This is a genomic window from Rhodococcus sp. C1, from assembly GCF_020809065.1.
Lineage (GTDB): Bacteria > Actinomycetota > Actinomycetes > Mycobacteriales > Mycobacteriaceae > Rhodococcus_F > Rhodococcus_F qingshengii.
In genome coordinates this window covers 3,457,667-3,475,354 of record NZ_CP078080.1, presented here as the reverse complement: position 1 = coordinate 3,475,354, position 17,688 = coordinate 3,457,667, and the positions used below count along the sequence as shown (strand labels likewise).

13 protein-coding genes and 1 tRNA gene are annotated in these 17,688 nt (G+C 61.6%); 7 read left to right on the top strand and 7 right to left on the bottom strand.

The window, feature by feature from the left end:
• The first annotated feature begins 53 nt into the window (after positions 1-53).
• The 4 genes from gltB to KTR60_RS15915 all read left to right on the top strand — a co-directional run bounded on the left by gltB (position 54) and on the right by KTR60_RS15915 (position 8,431).
• Entirely contained in the window at positions 54-4,553 is a 4,500-nt protein-coding gene (gltB, locus tag KTR60_RS15930) for a glutamate synthase large subunit (RefSeq protein WP_228401020.1), read from the top strand.
• Positions 4,546-6,048, top strand: a complete 1,503-nt coding sequence (locus KTR60_RS15925; RefSeq protein WP_215515934.1) for a glutamate synthase subunit beta — start codon at positions 4,546-4,548, stop codon at positions 6,046-6,048. Before gltB ends, KTR60_RS15925 begins: the two co-directional genes overlap by 8 nt.
• 82 nt (positions 6,049-6,130) lie before the next feature.
• Positions 6,131-7,549, top strand: a complete 1,419-nt coding sequence (pyk, locus tag KTR60_RS15920) for a pyruvate kinase (protein ID WP_003944038.1) — start codon at positions 6,131-6,133, stop codon at positions 7,547-7,549.
• Positions 7,550-8,431, top strand: coding sequence for an acyl-CoA thioesterase (locus KTR60_RS15915; protein ID WP_003944096.1), 882 nt, complete (start codon positions 7,550-7,552; stop codon positions 8,429-8,431).
• Between the two features lie 33 nt (positions 8,432-8,464).
• On the opposite strand, the gene KTR60_RS15910 is transcribed toward KTR60_RS15915, so the two are convergent.
• Positions 8,465-8,968 (bottom strand): SRPBCC domain-containing protein, encoded by a 504-nt coding sequence (locus KTR60_RS15910; RefSeq protein ID WP_042923025.1) that lies wholly within the window; start codon positions 8,966-8,968, stop codon positions 8,465-8,467.
• A gap of 278 nt (positions 8,969-9,246) precedes the next feature.
• Between KTR60_RS15910 and KTR60_RS15905 the strand changes: the two genes are divergently transcribed.
• Entirely contained in the window at positions 9,247-10,218 is a 972-nt protein-coding gene (locus KTR60_RS15905; RefSeq protein WP_042923090.1) for a bifunctional 5,10-methylenetetrahydrofolate dehydrogenase/5,10-methenyltetrahydrofolate cyclohydrolase, read from the top strand.
• A 111-nt stretch (positions 10,219-10,329) separates the two neighbouring features.
• On the opposite strand, the gene KTR60_RS15900 is transcribed toward KTR60_RS15905, so the two are convergent.
• Positions 10,330-10,962 carry a hypothetical protein gene (locus KTR60_RS15900; protein WP_065454988.1) on the bottom strand — a complete coding sequence of 211 codons (633 nt, stop codon included), beginning with the start codon at positions 10,960-10,962 and terminating at the stop codon, positions 10,330-10,332.
• Positions 10,963-11,037: 75 nt separating this feature from the next.
• Positions 11,038-11,114 (bottom strand) — tRNA-Leu (locus KTR60_RS15895).
• A gap of 107 nt (positions 11,115-11,221) precedes the next feature.
• Between KTR60_RS15895 and KTR60_RS15890 the strand changes: the two genes are divergently transcribed.
• Positions 11,222-11,839, top strand: a complete 618-nt coding sequence (locus KTR60_RS15890; RefSeq protein WP_003944029.1) for an ANTAR domain-containing response regulator — start codon at positions 11,222-11,224, stop codon at positions 11,837-11,839.
• Positions 11,840-12,047: 208 nt separating this feature from the next.
• Positions 12,048-13,379 carry an ABC transporter substrate-binding protein gene (locus tag KTR60_RS15885; RefSeq protein WP_003944031.1) on the top strand — a complete coding sequence of 444 codons (1,332 nt, stop codon included), beginning with the start codon at positions 12,048-12,050 and terminating at the stop codon, positions 13,377-13,379.
• Positions 13,380-13,435: 56 nt separating this feature from the next.
• On the opposite strand, the gene KTR60_RS15880 is transcribed toward KTR60_RS15885, so the two are convergent.
• From KTR60_RS15880 to KTR60_RS15865, 4 genes are read right to left on the bottom strand one after another with little or no spacing between them, the layout of a single operon-like run.
• A complete protein-coding gene (locus tag KTR60_RS15880) occupies positions 13,436-14,242 on the bottom strand; it encodes an ABC transporter ATP-binding protein (protein ID WP_007728720.1) in 807 nt (268 codons plus the stop codon).
• Positions 14,239-15,267 (bottom strand): ABC transporter ATP-binding protein, encoded by a 1,029-nt coding sequence (locus tag KTR60_RS15875; RefSeq protein WP_029255470.1) that lies wholly within the window; start codon positions 15,265-15,267, stop codon positions 14,239-14,241. The genes KTR60_RS15880 and KTR60_RS15875 overlap by 4 nt, the downstream gene beginning before the upstream one ends.
• Positions 15,260-16,249: a branched-chain amino acid ABC transporter permease gene (locus tag KTR60_RS15870; RefSeq protein ID WP_116056667.1), complete on the bottom strand. Its 990-nt coding sequence runs from the start codon at positions 16,247-16,249 to the stop codon at positions 15,260-15,262. The genes KTR60_RS15875 and KTR60_RS15870 overlap by 8 nt, the downstream gene beginning before the upstream one ends.
• Positions 16,250-16,254: 5 nt before the next feature.
• Complete coding sequence (locus KTR60_RS15865; RefSeq protein ID WP_223304673.1) at positions 16,255-17,565, bottom strand: branched-chain amino acid ABC transporter permease; 1,311 nt, start codon at positions 17,563-17,565, stop codon at positions 16,255-16,257.
• Positions 17,566-17,688: the final 123 nt, after the last annotated feature.

The following is a 17,688-nucleotide window of genomic DNA, read 5'->3' as shown; positions in this document are numbered from 1 at the left end:
ATGGGCTGATAAACTAGCGCACGTCGGCTGCATGTCCGCGTGGAGGTCGCCGAGTGCCGTTTTCTCGAATACCTGAACCTAGGGCCCTGTACGACCCCGATCAGGAAACCGATTCGTGTGGTGTAGCCGTGGTAGCAGACACCTCTGGACGCCACCTGCATTCCATTGTCGACGATGCGCTCGCGGTCCTGGGCAATCTCTCCCATCGCGGCGCAGTTGGGCGCGAATCCAACAGCGGAGACGGCGCGGGCATTCTGATTCAGCTGCCGACGGAGTTCTTCGACGCGGTGACCGAGTTCGAGCTTCCACCACCCAACGCGATGGGTGAGAACACCTACGCGGCCGGAAACTGCTTTCTCCCGGTGGATCAGGAAGCACGTTGGCGCGCGGTAGTTCGGATACACCGGTACGCAGCGGCAGAAGGACTGCAGGTTATCGGGTGGCGAGAGGTGCCGGTCGACCGAGACTGCGTCGGAACCGTTGCCGCGCAGTGCGCTCCGTACATCAGTCAGTGTTTTGTGACGTGCGCCGAGTCGCGAGATCGTAGTGTGGGCGGAATTGCCTTGGACAGACGAGTGTTTGCGCTCAGGAGACAAGTCGAGCGAATTCATTCGGCCGATGATGCGGTGTATTTCCCCTCGTTGTCCGCCCGAACCATCGTGTACAAGGGCATGCTGACGCCGACGCAGTTACCCGGTTACTTCACCGACCTACGCGACGACCGAATGCGAACTGCGTTGGCAGTCGTGCACAGTCGATACTCCACGAACACATTTCCGTCGTGGCCACTCGCTCAGCCGTATCGCTGCATCGCCCACAACGGCGAGATCAATACGATTGTGGGAAACAGGAATTGGATGCGCGCTCGCGAGCCGATGCTGCGGAGCACACTTTTAGGTGGGGACATCGATCGCCTGTTTCCGATCTGCACCCCGGGAGGATCCGACTCTTCGTCGTTCGACGAAGTACTGGAGCTTTTGACGCTCGGGGGCCGCAGTGTGCAACACGCCATCGCGATGATGATTCCCGGTGCCTGGGAGAACGATTCTTCGATGCCCGACGAGATAAAGGCCTTCTACCAATTTCACGGTTGTCTGATGGAACCGTGGGACGGTCCGGCGTCCGTGACGTTCAGCGACGGCATTGTTGTCGGGGCCGTGTTGGATCGCAACGGTCTTCGCCCAGGGCGATGGTGGCGGATGAAGAACGACCGTATCGTGTTGGCCAGTGAGAGCGGCGTGTTCGACGCTCCCACGTCCGAGGTGTTGGAGAAGGGGCGCCTCGAACCGGGACGCATGTTTCTCGTGGACACCGCTCGCCATCGCATCGTTTCCGATGCGGAGATCAAGTCCGAACTCGCGAGCACAGCCCCCTACCGGGACTGGGTCGACGGGGGATTGGTCGACCTCGAGGACATCCCCGAGACTGCGCCTGCTCGAGGCGATCCGGCTCCGCTGTTGCAACGGCAGTTGCTCTTCGGATACCACGCCGAGGACCTGCGGGACATTCTTGTCCCGATGGCAAGCTCAGGATCGGAGCCGTTGGGATCGATGGGTGTCGACACGCCTCTCGCCGTTCTTTCGGATCGGCCGAAGCTGTTGTACGACTACTTTATTCAGCTCTTTGCTCAGGTGACCAACCCGCCTTTGGACGCGATTCGCGAGGAAGTCGTCACTACGCTTGGTGTCACCCTCGGCGCTGAGCAGAACTTGTTCGAAGCGTCGGCGCTGTCGTGCCGAAGGATTGTTCTCGACAAACCGGTGATCGGACCGGGAAAGATGGCGAAGGTCGCCGAACTATACGGCGCAAGAACTTCGAGAAGCGCTGTCCTTCGCGCAGGTTTCGATCCGAGGGGCAGTCTCACCGAAGGCGTCGAGAGGCTTCGTGAGTCCGCCCGAACAGCCGCCGCAGCCGGAATCGAGATTCTGGTGATCTCCGACCGTGGATCAGGCCCTGAGCAGGCTCCCATTCCATCATTGCTCGCAGTATCAGCCGTGCACCACGATCTGGTTCGTCATGGCCTGCGGACCAAGGTTTCCCTTGTCGTCGACTCGGGTGACGCGCGCGAAGTTCATCACATCGCGCTGCTGATCGGCTACGGTGCGGCGGCTGTCCACCCGTATCTTGCTCTCGAATCTGTCCAAGCCCTCAGCGAGCAGGACGAACTTCCCGGGATAGATCCGAAGACTGCGTCGGACAACTACCTGAGAGCAACAAATTTCGGCGTGCTCAAAGTGATGTCGAAGATGGGAATCGCTACGGTTCACTCCTACACGGGCGCACAGGTATTCGAGGCCGTGGGCTTGGGTCGAGAGTTGGTCGACGAATACTTCTGCAACACACGGAGCCGGATCGGCGGGATCGGTATCACCGAAGTCGCGCGCGAAGTTCTGATGCGCCACACGGCTGCGTTCTCGTCGTCCGCAGTGCAGCATCGTCAGTTCGACAATCGTCAGTTGACCGACAGCGGACAGTACCGGTATCGCCGCGATGGTGAATTGCATGTGTTCACACCCGAATCCGTGTTCTTCCTTCAGCACGCGACCCGGACGGGGCGAAGTGAAATCTTTCGCCGCTACAGCGATGAAGTCGATCGACTGAGCGCGCAGGGCGGAACACCGCGGGGATTGTTTCGATTTCGGTGTGAGGTTCGTCCGCCGATTCCGCTCGATCAGGTCGAACCCGTCGAGATGATTCTCGCTCGATTCAACACCGGTGCGATGAGCTACGGCTCCCTCTCTGCGGAGGCGCACGAGACGATGGCGGTTGCGATGAATGCTCTCGGCGGGCGTTCCAACACCGGTGAGGGCGGAGAGTCGCCGGAGCGGTTGCGTGACGACAAGCGTCGAAGCGCAGTCAAGCAGGTCGCGAGTGGGCGCTTCGGGGTGACCAGCGATTACCTGGTCAATGCCACCGACATTCAGATCAAGATGGCCCAAGGTGCCAAGCCCGGTGAAGGAGGGCAGCTTCCGGGGTCCAAGGTGTACCCGTGGATCGCGGAAACCCGGTACTCGACGCCTGGGGTCGGGCTCATTTCTCCGCCCCCGCACCACGACATCTATTCGATCGAGGATCTCGCCCAATTGATCTACGACCTCAGATGCGCAAACGATCGTGCGCGGATACACGTGAAGTTGGTCAGCGCAGCCGGAGTCGGGACTGTTGCGGCAGGTGTGGCCAAAGCGCACGCCGACGTGGTGCTGATCTCCGGTCACGACGGTGGGACGGGTGCTGCGGCACTCTCGTCCATCCACCACGCGGGTACGCCCTGGGAGGTCGGGCTGGCCGAAACTCAGCAGACTCTGGTGCTCAACGGGTTACGCGATCGAATCGTCGTCCAGTGTGATGGGGGTTTGCGCACGGCGCGGGACGTCGTCGTCGCCGCGTTGCTGGGGGCGCAGGAGTACGGGTTTTCCACGGCGCCACTCATCGCGGCCGGCTGCGTCATGATGCGGGTATGTCACCTCGACACCTGCCCCGTCGGAGTAGCAACGCAGAATCCCGAACTGCGCGAGCGATTCACCGGCCGGCCCGAGTACGTCGAGAACTTCTTCCGCTTCATCGCCGACGACGTACGACGGCTGTTGGCAGAACTGGGGTTTCGAAGTATCGACGACGCTCTGGGCCACGCAGACGTATTGGAAATGTCTCCGGCGGTGGCGCATTGGAAGAGTCGCACGTTGGACCTCTCACCACTCTTCGACGTTCCGGCCGCGCCGACCGGCGCGGCCTACCCGCCGTGTGTACCTGTTTCGAGCGAACTCGAACGCACCCTGATCGAGTGCGCCGCGAACTCACTCGCGGACGCTCGACCCGTGCATATCGAACTGCCAGTACACAATACGGATCGGGCGGTGGGAACGAGGCTGGGCGCAGAGGTGACCAGACGCTACGGCGCCGTTGGGCTACCTGACGGCACCATCGACGTCGTGCTCCGTGGAACGGCGGGCCAGTCACTCGGTGCGTTCCTGCCACCGGGCATCTCGCTGGTCGTCGTCGGCGATGCAAACGATTACGTGGGAAAGGGGCTCTCGGGTGGACGAATCGCGCTTCGGCCGAGTGAGGACGCACCCTTCGTGGCCGAGGAGCAGGTGATTGCCGGCAATACGCTGCTGTACGGCGCTACGAGCGGTGCGCTCTATGCCCGGGGGCGTGTCGGGGAACGATTCGCGGTGCGAAACTCGGGTGCGGTCGCTGTGGTGGAAGGCGTCGGCGACCATGCGTGTGAGTACATGACCGGGGGTCGCGTCGTCATCATCGGCCCAACTGGTAGGAACCTTGCTGCGGGAATGTCGGGCGGAATTGCCTTCGTACTCGATGTGAAGGCAGAGAAGGTCAACCGCGACATGGTCGTGCTGGAGCGGCCTTCGGCGGAAGACTGTCGTCAGCTGGTCGACATTCTCGGCGAGCATTTGGCTGCGACCGGCTCGCCGGTGGCTGCGAAACTTCTCGACGACTGGGTTGGCCAGAGTCCGAGATTCACCAAAGTCTTGCCTGTCGACTACCGGAAGGTCGTGGAAGAGAACCAACTGGTGGAGCCGGCTCATGCCTGACCCACGCGGGTTCCTCAACGTGAAACGATCCGGCGCACCGACCAGACCGACCGACGTGCGCGTCGGCGACTGGGCGTCGGTATACGAGTCGCTGGATCCCGTCGTGCGAAATCGAGACGTATCTGCACAGGCCTCGCGTTGCATGGACTGCGCTGTGCCGTACTGCCATTCGGCCGACATAGGGTGTCCGCTCGGCAATCTCATTCCGGAATGGAACGACCTGGTTCGGCGTGGACGGTGGTCCGAAGCCTCGGAGAATCTGCATTCCACCAACAATTTTCCCGAGTTCACCGGACATCTGTGCCCCGCACCGTGCGAAACGGCGTGCGTTCTCGCACTCGACGACGAGCACACGTCGGGGGGTGTCACCATCAAGCGCATCGAACAGGCGATCGTCGACAACGCCTGGGAGTCGGGTTCACTGGGACTACGGCCTCCGGTAGTTCACAGCGGAAACCGTGTTGCGGTTGTCGGTTCGGGACCGGCGGGACTGGCCGCGGCTCAACAACTGACACGAGCCGGACACCGTGTCACGGTGTTCGAGCGGAGTGATCGGATCGGGGGACTGCTTCGCTACGGAATTCCGGAATTCAAGTTGCCCAAGGCCCTCATCAACCGGCGGCTGGACCAACTGACCGCCGAGGGGATCAGATTCGTCACCGACTGCGCCGTCGGAGTGAACGTGAGCGCGCACGACCTCTCGACGGAATTCGAGGCGGTAGTCCTGGCGGTCGGGGCTGATCGTGCCAGAGACACCGACGTACCGGGTCGTAGTCTTCGCGGAATCCATCGTGCGATGACGTACCTGCGTGCGGCCAACCGCGAATGCGAGGGTGATGGTGCGTCGAGCATCTCGGCGCGAGGTAAGAACGTCGTGATCATCGGTGGCGGCGACACGGCCGCCGACTGCCTCGGCACGGTGCATCGCCAAGGCGCGCTCTCGGTGACGGAATTGGATTACCACGTCCCACCTCCGGCACGCCGCGATCGAGATCGCGACCCATGGCCGTTGTGGCCGCGGGTCCTGCGCACCTCGCCGGCAGACGAGGAGGGCAGTGACAAACGGTTCCGGTGGGCGGCGCAGGAATTTCTCGACGACGGTGAGGGTGCGGTCCGTGCAATCCGGATGGTTCCGGTAGCCGTGTCTCGAGCGAAGAACGGACAACGGACCTTGGTGGAGACTGGAGACACGATCGATCTCGTGTGTGAGATGGTCCTGCTCGCTCTGGGTTTCGACGGCGTCGAAACCGCCCCACTGCTCACCGACCTTGATGTCGGCACCGATCCACTCGGCAGAATCGAGTGTGATGTCGGGTGGCAGACCCGGACACCCGGCGTATTCGTCTGCGGCGACGCGCATCGCGGGGCATCGCTGGTCGTGTGGGCGATTGCCGAGGGACGGTCGGCCGCACGTGCCGTCGACATGTTTCTCACAGGCGAGTCGGCGCTTCCGGCTCCGGTTCATCCAAAGGCATTTCCGCTGTTCGTGAGCTGACCAACTGAATCGAGTAAGTACAGAAAGTGCAGGTCGCAAATGCCGGATAGAAGTGCGGTGGGGTAGCGACTAGGCTCGAGCCGTGAACCGACGGACAAAAATTGTATGCACACTTGGACCTGCGACAGCTTCTGGCGACCGCATCCGTGAGCTCGTGGAGAGCGGCATGGACGTGGCGCGCCTCAACTTCAGCCACGGCGAGCATGCCGATCACGAAGAAAACTACATTCGCGTCCGCGCCGCGTCGGACGCCACCGGAAAGGCCGTCGGTGTTCTCGCCGACCTTCAGGGGCCCAAGATTCGCCTCGGCCGATTCAAGGACGAGCGGACCACCTGGGCCAACGGTGAAGAGGTTCGTATCACCGTCGACGACGTCGAGGGAACGCACGATCGCGTCGGGACCACGTACAAGGAATTGGCGCGCGACGCCAAGGCCGGCGATCGACTGCTGGTCGACGACGGAAAGGTCGGCCTGGTCGTCACGTCCATCGACGGCAACGACGTCGTCTGTCGGGTCACCGAAGGCGGTCCGGTCAGCAACAACAAGGGCCTCTCACTGCCCGGTATGAACGTCTCCGTTCCAGCCCTGTCGGGCAAGGACATCGCCGACCTCGAGTTCGCTCTCAAGCTGGGTGTCGACTTCATTGCACTCTCCTTCGTTCGCTCACCGGCGGACGTCGAATTGGTTCACGCCATCATGGATCGAGTCGGGCGCCGCGTTCCCGTCATCGCGAAGCTCGAGAAGCCCGAGGCCATCGACAATCTCGAAGCCATCGTGCTCGCGTTCGACGCCGTCATGGTCGCCCGCGGTGACCTCGGTGTCGAGTTGCCGCTCGAGCAGGTCCCGCTCGTTCAGAAGCGCGCAATCCAGATTGCTCGTGAGAACGCGAAGCCGGTCATCGTCGCGACGCAGATGCTCGAGTCGATGATCGAGAACTCACGTCCCACTCGCGCAGAGGCATCCGATGTCGCCAACGCCGTTCTCGACGGCGCCGACGCAGTCATGCTCTCGGGCGAGACTTCGGTGGGCAAGTACGTCATGGAAACCGTTCGCACCATGGCCCGCATCGTCGAGGCCGTCGAGAACGAATCGACCCGTGTCCCACCGTTGACCCACGTCCCGCGCACCAAGCGCGGTGTCATCTCGTACGCAGCACGCGACATCGGCGAACGTCTCGACGCCAAGGCCTTGGTTGCGTTCACTCAGTCCGGTGACACGGTGCGTCGACTGGCTCGTCTGCACACGCCGCTGCCGTTGCTCGCCTTCACACCGCTGCCCGCGGTGCGCAGTCAGCTGACGCTGACGTGGGGAACCGAGACGTTCCTGGTCGATGCGGTGGCCACCACCGACGAGATGGTGCGTCAGGTGGACAGTGCGTTGCTCTCCCTCGGGCGGTACGTCAAGGGCGACCTCGTGGTCATCGTTGCCGGGTCCCCTCCGGGAACTGTCGGTTCCACCAACCTCATTCACGTCCACCGTATCGGTGAAGAGGACCACTGAGTGACCCACGCGAACGCGTCCACCGACCTCGGTACTCTCCTCGGTTTGTTGGATCTGGAGCAGATCGGTGAAGACGCGTTCCGTGGATACCACCCGAAACAGGTAGGTTCGCGGACGTTCGGCGGTCAGTTGGTGTCTCAGGCACTGATGGCCGCCGGGCGGACCGTCGACGGTGATCGCCCCATCCATGCGGTGAATGCCCATTTCATTCGCGGCGGAGATGTCAAGGCGCCCATCGAGTATCGGGTGGATCGTCATCGCGACGGGCGGGCGTTCGCCAACCGTCAGGTGACTGCCTATCAGGGTGAGAACGAATTGTTCGTGATGCTCGCGGCGTTCCAGGACTCCGGCAAGGGGCTCGACCATGCTGTCGAGATCCCGGATGTTCCACTTCCGGAGTCGTTGCCTCCCATCGGCGATCATCTGGTGGGGTACGAGGAAAAACTGCCGCATTTCAGTGCGGCGCTCAAGCCGATCGACATGCGGTACGCCAACGATCCGGCGTGGATCCTCAAGGGCACCGGCGAGAAACTCAACCACAATCGGGTGTGGATGCGCCCCGACGGTGATCTGCCGGACGATTCGCTCATTCACGCTGCGACGCTGGCATATTCGTCCGACACCACCGTGCTCGATTCGATTCTGACCACTCATGGTTTGTCCTGGGGTCATGATCGTATCGTCGCGGCGACGGTCAATCATTCGATCTGGTTCCATCGCCCGTTCCGGTTCACCGACTGGGTCCTGTACGCCACCGAATCGCCGGTCGCCGCAGGTTCGCGCGGTCTGGCAACCGGACGGTACTTCTCGGTGGAAGGACTGCTGTTGGCGACGGTGGTCCAAGAAGGAATGATCAGGCATTTCCCGCGTAAAGGGGAATGAGATGCGGGCCCGAGACTGAACTCGGGCCCAGAATCAAGCAGACTTGCGATATTGCGGTGAGAGTTCGTCGGCGCGGTCCCACGGAGACCAGTCGACTTCGCGTCCATCGAGTTGGGCCGCAACAACTTCCAAGCCCGCGTGCCAACCGGCGGCGTGCGCGTACGCGGACTCTTCGTCTTCCATCGTGTGGGTGAGAGTCAGCCAACAGCCGCCGGTGCCGTCCGGTGCCAGTTCCCAATGCAGAGTATCTGCGTCCCAGAGGAATTCGAGAATTCGGTGCGGGTGGACGCTGATGACCGTCCCGCGCGTCACGTGATCTGCGGGCAGTCCGAAACGCTCGACTTGTTCCGGTGTCACCTTGAACAGTAGATCCGCGCCGGGAGTGAGATCGAAATCGACGTCCGCCGGGAACCAGGCGTCGAGGTACTCGCGTTCCGTTATCACTTTCCAGACCTTGTCCGGTGCGTGCGGAATCGCCAGTTGGAAGCTCAGTGACACCCGACCGTCATAGGTCAGGTTTATCTTGCCGTTGTCCATCGGTGCCTCCAATGCTTGGTGCCCGTGCGGTTGCCCCCATCGTGCCATCTAATTGCACAGGATGGAATAACTGCAGGTCAGATCGTTACCTATTGATAGGTTATGTCGATTTGTCTCGTTTTGTGAGTTGCGTTCTCGATGCGTTTCGTGGCGCTGAAAGAACCGCGCGGTACGCTGACCACGCACGACTGGCGCGGGTGGGGATTACCACCGGGGAGTGCACATCGCGAGGCATCGACCGCCTGGGTGCTTCACACATCTTGTGTGAAGGGGGATCCATGTCTACCGAGAATCGGCCTACCGAAAATCTGTCTACCGAAAATCTGCCCAGCCAGAACGTGGCCGCTCGAATAATCGACGGACGCGCAATTGCCGATGCTGCGCTAGCGGACCTGTCAGTGCGCACCAGGCAGTTTCGTGATGAGGCGGGGCACGTTCCATGCCTGGCCGCCGTCATCGTGGGAGCGGACCCGGCCTCGAAGGCGTATGTACAGATGAAGGCCAAACGATCTGTCGCCGTCGGAATGACGTCGCGGACGGTCGAACTCCCGGTGAGTACAACCACCGAAGAACTGGTCGACGTGCTGAGAGCGTTGTCGGCGGACCCTTCGATCGACGGCATACTGCTGCAACACCCGGTGCCAGGCCACATCGACGAACGGGCCGCGTTCGATGCCATCTCGGCCGACAAAGACGTTGACGGCGTTACCTCGGCAGCGTTCGCGGCAATGGCGTTGACCGGTGGGGGATTCGAATCATGTACACCGAGTGGCATCCTGCGCCTCCTCGACGCCACAGGCGTCGAACTCACCGGAAAGCATGCCGTCGTGGTCGGCCGAAGCCCGATACTCGGATTGCCGATGGGAATGCTCCTCCTGCGTCGAGGCGCAACGGTGACATACTGCCATTCGCGCACCGTCGACCTGGCCGCACACGTCGCCTCGGCAGACGTCGTCATCGCGGCCGTCGGTGTTCCGGAACTGATCAAAGGGGCGTGGATCAAGCCTGGGGCAGTGGTGATCGATGCGGGGTACAACGAGGGCAACGTCGGAGATGTGGAGTACGCCGCTGCGCTCCCACATGCCGGTGCGATCACACCAGTGCCGGGTGGCGTCGGCCCCATGACGGTGGCAGTCCTGCTGGAACAAACACTGGCAGCAGCAGTTCGAGCAGCGGACGTTCGGGCATGCAGTGAGAATCATGACAGTCGTGTTGAACCGGATACCGCAATCGCCTCGGATCGATTGTGAGACCTCGGTTTCGAGACGGAGTATTCATCCGCCCCGCGATAACCGAATTACCGCGTCGAGCACCGCTGCGCTGGAATGGCTGAGCTGAGCGCGCAATTGGGTATTCGACAGTCAGCTGTCTGCCTTGGGGATGTCGATCGTCAACTGGGACGGTGAATCGGATGTCGATACGGTGTATGCCGGACGGATGTCGACCGTGCCGACAAACGACTGCAGGATCGCACTGTTCCTGGCTGCACTGTCTATGCGCGTGATGTTTTCGCCCTCGTGAGATACGGAGTTGAGCGACGAATCCGATTGGACTCCCATCAGGTCGACTTGAAGTATCGATCGACTTCCGACGTCCACGACTGTGCTGTCACCCGCTCGGATTGCTTCACTGACGTATTCGGTTTTCCAGAACACAGATCCGCTTCCGTCGAAGCGATAGGTGATGCGGGTGAAACCATCGTGATCGATCACGTCGATCTCGGTCACGTCGACGCGCGGAGTCGGTGAAGGGACCTCCGTGTCGTTCGGGAGCGGAGCAAGCGTGGAGATCTCGGTGGATGGGGCATCGATCGGGGGAGAGCCGACCTGAAGGGTGCCGGTCTGTGTTGCAGCATCGAGCGCGGCCTGGGTGGAAGATTCGCCGGCAGCGCTGGATTCGCCGGCAGTATTGGATTGGCCGTCTGTTTGACACCCGGTGAGCAGCGCGAGAATCGATATGGCTCCGAGCAGAGCAATCAGCCGGTGACCGTTCATGGATCGAATCTAACGGCGGTCGATCTGGGGTACAGCCGAATGCCGAAACCTTGCAGTGCGGCCAGCTGCGGCAGGTGGTGCCCTCGGTGAGACTCGAACTCACACTGGACGGGTTTTGAATCCGTTTCCTCTGCCAATTGGGATACGAGGGCTTGTTGCGATGACTACATTAGAAGATGCGATTTCAATGTCAAACACCGGTACCCTCTAATCGTTCGCGTCTCGTGTCGGGGCGGTTCGATGGAGGAGGATGGTGGCCATGAATTCGCCGCAGCCGCAAGGCAATCAGCTCGCACCCCGTCGTGTTGTCGTCGCTGAAGACGAGGCGTTGATCCGCATGGATCTGGTCGAGATGCTCCGCGAAGAGGGCTACGACGTCGTCGGTGAGGCGGGTGACGGGCAGGTCGCGGTGGAGTTGGCCGAGTCGCTCAAGCCTGATCTGGTCATCATGGACGTGAAAATGCCCAGGAGAGACGGCATCGACGCCGCTTCGGAGATTGCCGCCAAACGCATCGCTCCTGTTGTCATTCTCACAGCGTTCAGTCAGCGCGAGTTGGTCGAGCGCGCACGCGATGCCGGCGCCATGGCTTACTTGGTCAAGCCGTTCTCGATCAGTGACCTCGTTCCCGCTGTCGAATTGGCGGTCAGTCGTTTCCGCGAGGTGACGGCGCTCGAGCGTGAGGTCGCTGATCTTTCGGACCGGCTCGAAGCACGCAAGCTGATCGAGCGAGCCAAGAGTGTTCTGATGGTTCGCCAAGCGCTCACCGAACCTGAGGCGTTCAAGTGGATTCAGCGCGCCGCGATGGATCGGCGCTCCACGATGAAGGCGGTCGCACAGGTCGTACTGGAAACTCTGGGCGGTGAACCGGACGCTTGAGCAAAGTGTCCGGGTTACCCGGTTGCTGCGTCGACCGTCGAAACGTCGCGCAGCGCTACAGCCGTGTAAACACTGTGCACCTTCAGATAACAGTCAGGTCACAGGGCTTTCTTGAAGGATCGCGAAACGGTTCCAAGGTCTAGCGTCTGATCCCACAGCGAGCGCCAGTTCGGGTGGCGCGAGCACCGGCTGATCTTAGGAGCGTGGGATGGCTAGACGAACACTTGTGCGTACTGCTGCAGTTCTCGGCGCGGCATCACTGGCACTTGCAGGCTGTAGCTCGGACAAGTCGGATGACTCGTCTTCGAGTGGCTCTACGTCCGGCGCTTCTGCCGCGACGACATCCGTCACGACTGATTGCACCCCGGAGCAGGCCAAGGCCGGCGCCACCCCGTCCACGGAAGCGCTGCGCATCGGCACGCTTCTTCCCGATACAGGCAGCTTGTCGTTCCTCGGGCCGCCGATGGTCGCGGGCACCCAGCTGGGAGTCAACGACGTCAATGCAGCCGGAGGCGTTCTCGGCCAACCGGTCCAGCTGATTCCCGGCGATTCGGGTGACACCACAACGGACACCGCCAACACCACCGTCGACCGCGAATTGGCTGCAGGCACTCAGGTCATCGTCGGCGCCGCGTCGTCTTCGGTTTCGCTCAAGGTGATCGACAAGATCGCCAGCGCAGGCGTCGTGATGTTCTCGCCTGCCAACACCTCGGACCAATTCGTCTGCTACCCCGACAAGGGCATGTACTTCCGCACCGCTCCGACGGACGTACTGCAGGCTCAGGCCGTCGCACAGCTCATTTCGGACGACGGTGGTCAGCGCGTAGCGATCATGGCCCTCAACGACCCATACGGGACGGGTCTGGCGGACAACATCGAAAAGAATCTGATCGATTCGGGTGTCCCCTCCGATCAGATCGAGAAGATCATCTACGACCCGAACGCGCAGTCGTTCAACTCCGAAGTCGATCAAGTCAAGAACTTCAATCCGGATGCAGTGGCACTGGTGGGCTTCGAAGAGTCGGCGAAGATCATCACGCGCATGCACGAAGTGGGCATCGGCCCGTCGGACGGAATGGCGATGTACGGCGTCGACGGCAACATGGGCAACGCTCTCGGCGAATCCGTGGCGAAGCCGTTGCTCGACACCATGCAGGGAACGACGCCCCTGACGGACGTCGGAGCTGCCTTCCAGGATCGTCTGAAGGCTGTGAACCCCTCTCTGATCGACTTCAACTACGCCGGAGAGTCATACGACGCGGTGGTGATCTCAGCGCTCGCTGCCGAGCAGGCGAAGTCGACGGCCGGTACCGACATCGCAGCCAACATCAACAGCGTCACCGAAGGCGGCACCAAGTGCACGTCCTACGTCGAGTGCCTGCCGTTGGTGAAGGCGGGAACCGACATCGACTACGACGGCATCACCGGTGAGTTGGACTTCAACGATTCGGGGGAGCCGTCCATCGGTTCGTACGGAAAGCTCAAGTTCGGCCCTGAGAACACCCTGACCACAGAAGGATTCGTGGTGGTGGGCAAGTAAGCAGCCAAGGAGAATGGGCCAGGGTCTCGCGACCCTGGCCCATTCTCGTGTCTGTCCTACTTCTCTTTGCTTCCGGCAAGCGTTCCCAAGTACAGCTCGATCACTTTGGGGTCGTTCATCAGATTGGCGCCGGTGTCGGTGTACGCGTTCTTACCCTGATCGAGTACGTAACCGCGGTCGCAGATCTGAAGGCAGCGGCGCGCGTTCTGCTCGACCATGATGACCGAGACACCGGCAGCATTGATCTTCTTGCAGCGGATGAACACCTCGTCCTGGAACATGGGGGACAGGCCCGCGGACGGTTCGTCGAGCAGCAGCACCGACGGATCCATCATCAGGGCCCGGCCCATCGCGACCATCTGGCGTTCGCCACCCGAGAGTGCGCCGGCCTTCACCTTTCGTCGTTCACTCAGAAGAGGGAACAGTTCACTCACGAAGGCGAATCGTTCCGCGAATGCCTTGGGACGCAGATAAATGCCCATTTCGAGGTTTTCTTCGATGGTCAGAGTCTGAAAGACGTTCTGCGTTTGAGGGACGTACCCGACTCCCTTCTGAACGAGGACGTGAGCGGGCGCAGACGTGATGTTGTCCTCGCGTAGGGTGACCGACCCTTCGCGTACCGGTATCAGTCCGAACAGTGATTTCAGGAGTGTCGATTTGCCTGCGCCGTTCGGTCCGATGATCCCGACGATTTCCCCTTCCTTCAGGAAGAAGTTGCATTCACGCAGGATGTTGACGCCGGGAATGTAGCCCGCGACGAGGCTGTCGGCGCGGAGCAGGGCACCTGCCGACAGTCGCTGATGCTCCTCGGCCGTCGCGGCGAACTCTGCAGGCGTGAGTGAACGTGCGTGGTTCTCGCTCATGGCTTCTCGTGCCTTCCGCGCGGTTCCTCGGGACTCGATTCCAGCGTCGCGGCGAGATCGGCCGGAAGGTTGTCGACGTCGGGTTCCGACAGGTCCCCGCCCGACTCGAGGGTTTCGACCTCGGCTTCAGCCAGGGCGGCGGCCAGAACGGCCGTCTCGCCCACCGGATTTCCGTTGTCGTCGAACTCGAGGGCCTGGTCATGGTGGCTGCCCAGATATGCGTCGACGACGGCTGTGTTGGACGAGAGTTCGTCCGGGGTGGATTCGGCGATGACGCTGCCCTGCGCCATGACCACCACCCAATCGCTGATGTCTCGGATCACGTCCATGTCGTGCTCGACGAACACGACGGTCATTCCGTCGTCGCGCAATGACTTGATGTGTCCGAGCAGGCTTTGCGTCAGAGCAGGATTGACCCCAGCCATCGGTTCGTCGAGCATCACCACCGAGGGCGAGGTCATGAGTGCGCGAGCCATTTCGAGCAGTTTGCGCTGCCCACCGGAGAGTGAACCGGCGAGGTCGTCTGCCTTGGTGTCGAGTTTGAATCGTGCGAGGAGTTCGTTGGCGCGTTCGGTGATCTCGCGTTCCTGGCCTTTCCAGATCCACGGGACGAGAGATGCAAAAATGCGTTCACCACGTTGGCCGGTGGCACCGAGACGTACGTTGTCCAGCACGGTGAGTTTGGAGAGCGCCTTGGTCAACTGGAACGTCCGTACCACTCCTTTCCTGGCTACCTGGTGGGGATACATGCGGCCCAGCGATTGACCGTCCATCGACCACGTACCGGTGTCCGGCCGGTCGAATCCGGTAAGGAGGTTGAAGAGCGTCGTTTTTCCGGCACCGTTTGGACCGATCAGACCCGTGATGCACCCTCGTTGAATCTCGAGGTGATCGACGTCGACGGCCTTGAGACCGCCGAACGTCCGCGAGACGTTGTCAGCGACCAACACCGGATCGGGTTTCGCCGATCCGGGAAGGTGAGGAACGTCGGCAAAGATCTGTGCTCTGGTATCGGCGTCAAGCATTGAGTTGCACCTCCCGCTTGTTACCCAGTATTCCCTGCGGTCTGAAGACCATCAGGAGAGCAATCATCAATCCGAGCAGGACATACCTGGTGGCTCCGACCTGTTGTTCGGTCAGCGAGAGCAGCGGATTCTCGCCGGAGATCGCCTGACGCAGCAAGGCATCAGGAATGGCGAGGAGGAACCAGAACAACATTGCGCCGACCACCGGGCCGAATACCGTTGCCGCCCCGCCCAGAATCAGTGCGCCGAACGCGAAGAACGTCTGCGCGGTCGAGTAGAAGTCCGGGTTGATGGACTTGGTCTGCAAAGCGTTGAACACTCCGGCCAGACCACCGATCACGCCGCCGAGAACCAGCGCCTGCATCTTGTACACGAACACGTTCTTGCCCAACGATCGCGCTGCGTCCTCGTCTTCGCGTACCGCCTTGAGGACGCGCCCCCACGGGCTGTGCGTCAACAGGTAGACAAATCCGCACAAGATCAAGACCAGCGTCCACCCCACGACCATCGACCAGAGGTCGTCTCCGTAGAACTTCACGCCGAGAAATGAGTACTGCTTGGCCGAGTCGAAGGGGCTCAGTGCGGTGAACGGGTCTGCGAAACCGAACAGGCCATTGGTGGAACCGGTCACCGAATCCGACGCGGTCGAGCGGAAGATCAGACGCAAGATCTCCGAGGCCGCGATGGTCACGATGGCGAGATAGTCGGCGCGCAGACGCAGCGTCGGGATACCGAGCACGAGCGCGAGGAGCCCGGCTGCGGTGAGTCCGACGAGGATGCCGAGCCAGAGCGGCTGGTCGTAGGTCACGGTGATGATGCCGACGCCGTAGCCGCCGAGAAGGGCAAAACCGATCTGACCGAAATTGAGCAGTCCGGCGTAGCCGAAGTGCAGGTTCAACCCGATTGCCAACAGTGCGTAGAAGATTGCCGACGGCCCGATCAGCTGGGCGAAGGAAACCTGGAAAGCTCCCATGATGTCCATATTCGTCACCCGATCCTTTGTCTGGATCCGAGGATGCCCTGGGGGCGAACCACGAGGATCACGATCAAGACGAGAAGTCCGCCGATGTATTTGAGGTCTGGGTTGATGATGAGCGTCGAGAGTTGGACCAGAAGTCCGACGATGACGCAGCCGAGTAGCGCCCCGTACGCGGTTCCCAGACCACCGAGGGTGATTCCGGCGAACATGAGCAGCAACAGTTTGAATCCCATTTCCCACTGGACGCGTCCGCCGAGTTCGGAGATGCCGAACAGCACACCGCCGAGGGCGGCCAATCCGCCGCCGAGACCCCAGACGAACATGATCACGCGCTCGACGTTGATTCCGGACGAAGCGGCGAGGTCACGATTGTCGGAGACGGCACGCATGGCCTTTCCGATGCGAGTCTTCTGCAGAAGCAGTGCGACGCCGACCAGGACGACCAGACTGACGATCATGACTATCGCGTTGGCGTCGGTCAGTGCGATCGGGCCCCAGTTCTTCTCGACCTGGCCCTGGTAGTCGTCGAACGGTTCGGCGCGGTCGGAGAAGAAGATCAGGATCAAGTAGCGCAATGAAATCGCGAGGCCGATCGAGACCACCAATTGCGCGATCAACCCGGTCTTGCGCTTACGCAGTGGTTTCCAGACGATTCCGTTGGTCAGCAGGCCGATGCCGATGCCGACGAAGATCGCGAGGATCGTGGCGGGAATCAGCGGAACGCCGAAGGACGTGTTGATCACCCAGGCAGCAACGGCTCCCAACGTCACCATCTCGCCGTGAGCGAAGTTGGTCAGGCCAGTGGTGCCGTAGATCAGGCTCAAACCCACACCGGCGATCGCGATCACGAGGCCGAACCGCAGACCGTCGACCGTCGTGCGGATCAGCTTCTCGCCGAAGCTGACATTCGAGGCGGTACGTACCTCGCCGAACGAGAAGATCACGGTGTTCGCGCGGCCGGCCACCACCTCGCGTTCGACAGCGGCTTGCACACTGACCCCGTCGGGAAGTGTGTCGGCAACGATCTCGAAGGTGTAGGTGCCCGGTGCCACGGCCAGTTCCCAACGGCCGTTCGATGCCGATTCTCCGGTGGCGACTTCCGTGCCGGAAGAATCGAGTGCACGCACGGTGACGCCCTCGAGGCGTGTGCCGCCGTTGTTGAGATTGCCGCTGACGGGGACAGCGTTGTCGGGAACCGGTGCTGTCGGTGGCGCGGATGCTGTCGGGGTCGGCGGTGTAGGGGAAGTGGTCGGTTCCTGAGCCGAAGCAGTTCCGGCCAGGCTGAGTAATGCGAAGAACGTCAGTAATGCAAAGGCCAGTAGTCGGCTGAGTGTCGCGAGGGTCTGCCGTTTCACTACGGGTGGGGCCACGTACGTCCTCCGAGCGGGTCGGGAATAGCGCGTCTGGACAAAGTGCCGCGCAGCAGAGGGATTGTTTCGCTG

Bases quoted from the DNA above. Each gene is read 5' to 3' on its own strand.
- KTR60_RS15870 (WP_116056667.1), bottom strand. From the start codon at position 16,249: ATGGACATCATGGGAGCTTTCCAGGTTTCCTTCGCCCAGCTGATCGGG.
- KTR60_RS15885 (WP_003944031.1), top strand. From the start codon at position 12,048: ATGGCTAGACGAACACTTGTGCGTACTGCTGCAGTTCTCGGCGCGGCA.
- KTR60_RS15905 (WP_042923090.1), top strand. From the start codon at position 9,247: ATGTCTACCGAGAATCGGCCTACCGAAAATCTGTCTACCGAAAATCTG.
- KTR60_RS15910 (WP_042923025.1), bottom strand. From the start codon at position 8,968: ATGGACAACGGCAAGATAAACCTGACCTATGACGGTCGGGTGTCACTG.
- KTR60_RS15900 (WP_065454988.1), bottom strand. From the start codon at position 10,962: ATGAACGGTCACCGGCTGATTGCTCTGCTCGGAGCCATATCGATTCTC.
- KTR60_RS15875 (WP_029255470.1), bottom strand. From the start codon at position 15,267: ATGCTTGACGCCGATACCAGAGCACAGATCTTTGCCGACGTTCCTCAC.
- KTR60_RS15880 (WP_007728720.1), bottom strand. From the start codon at position 14,242: ATGAGCGAGAACCACGCACGTTCACTCACGCCTGCAGAGTTCGCCGCG.
- KTR60_RS15890 (WP_003944029.1), top strand. From the start codon at position 11,222: ATGAATTCGCCGCAGCCGCAAGGCAATCAGCTCGCACCCCGTCGTGTT.
- KTR60_RS15925 (WP_215515934.1), top strand. From the start codon at position 4,546: ATGCCTGACCCACGCGGGTTCCTCAACGTGAAACGATCCGGCGCACCG.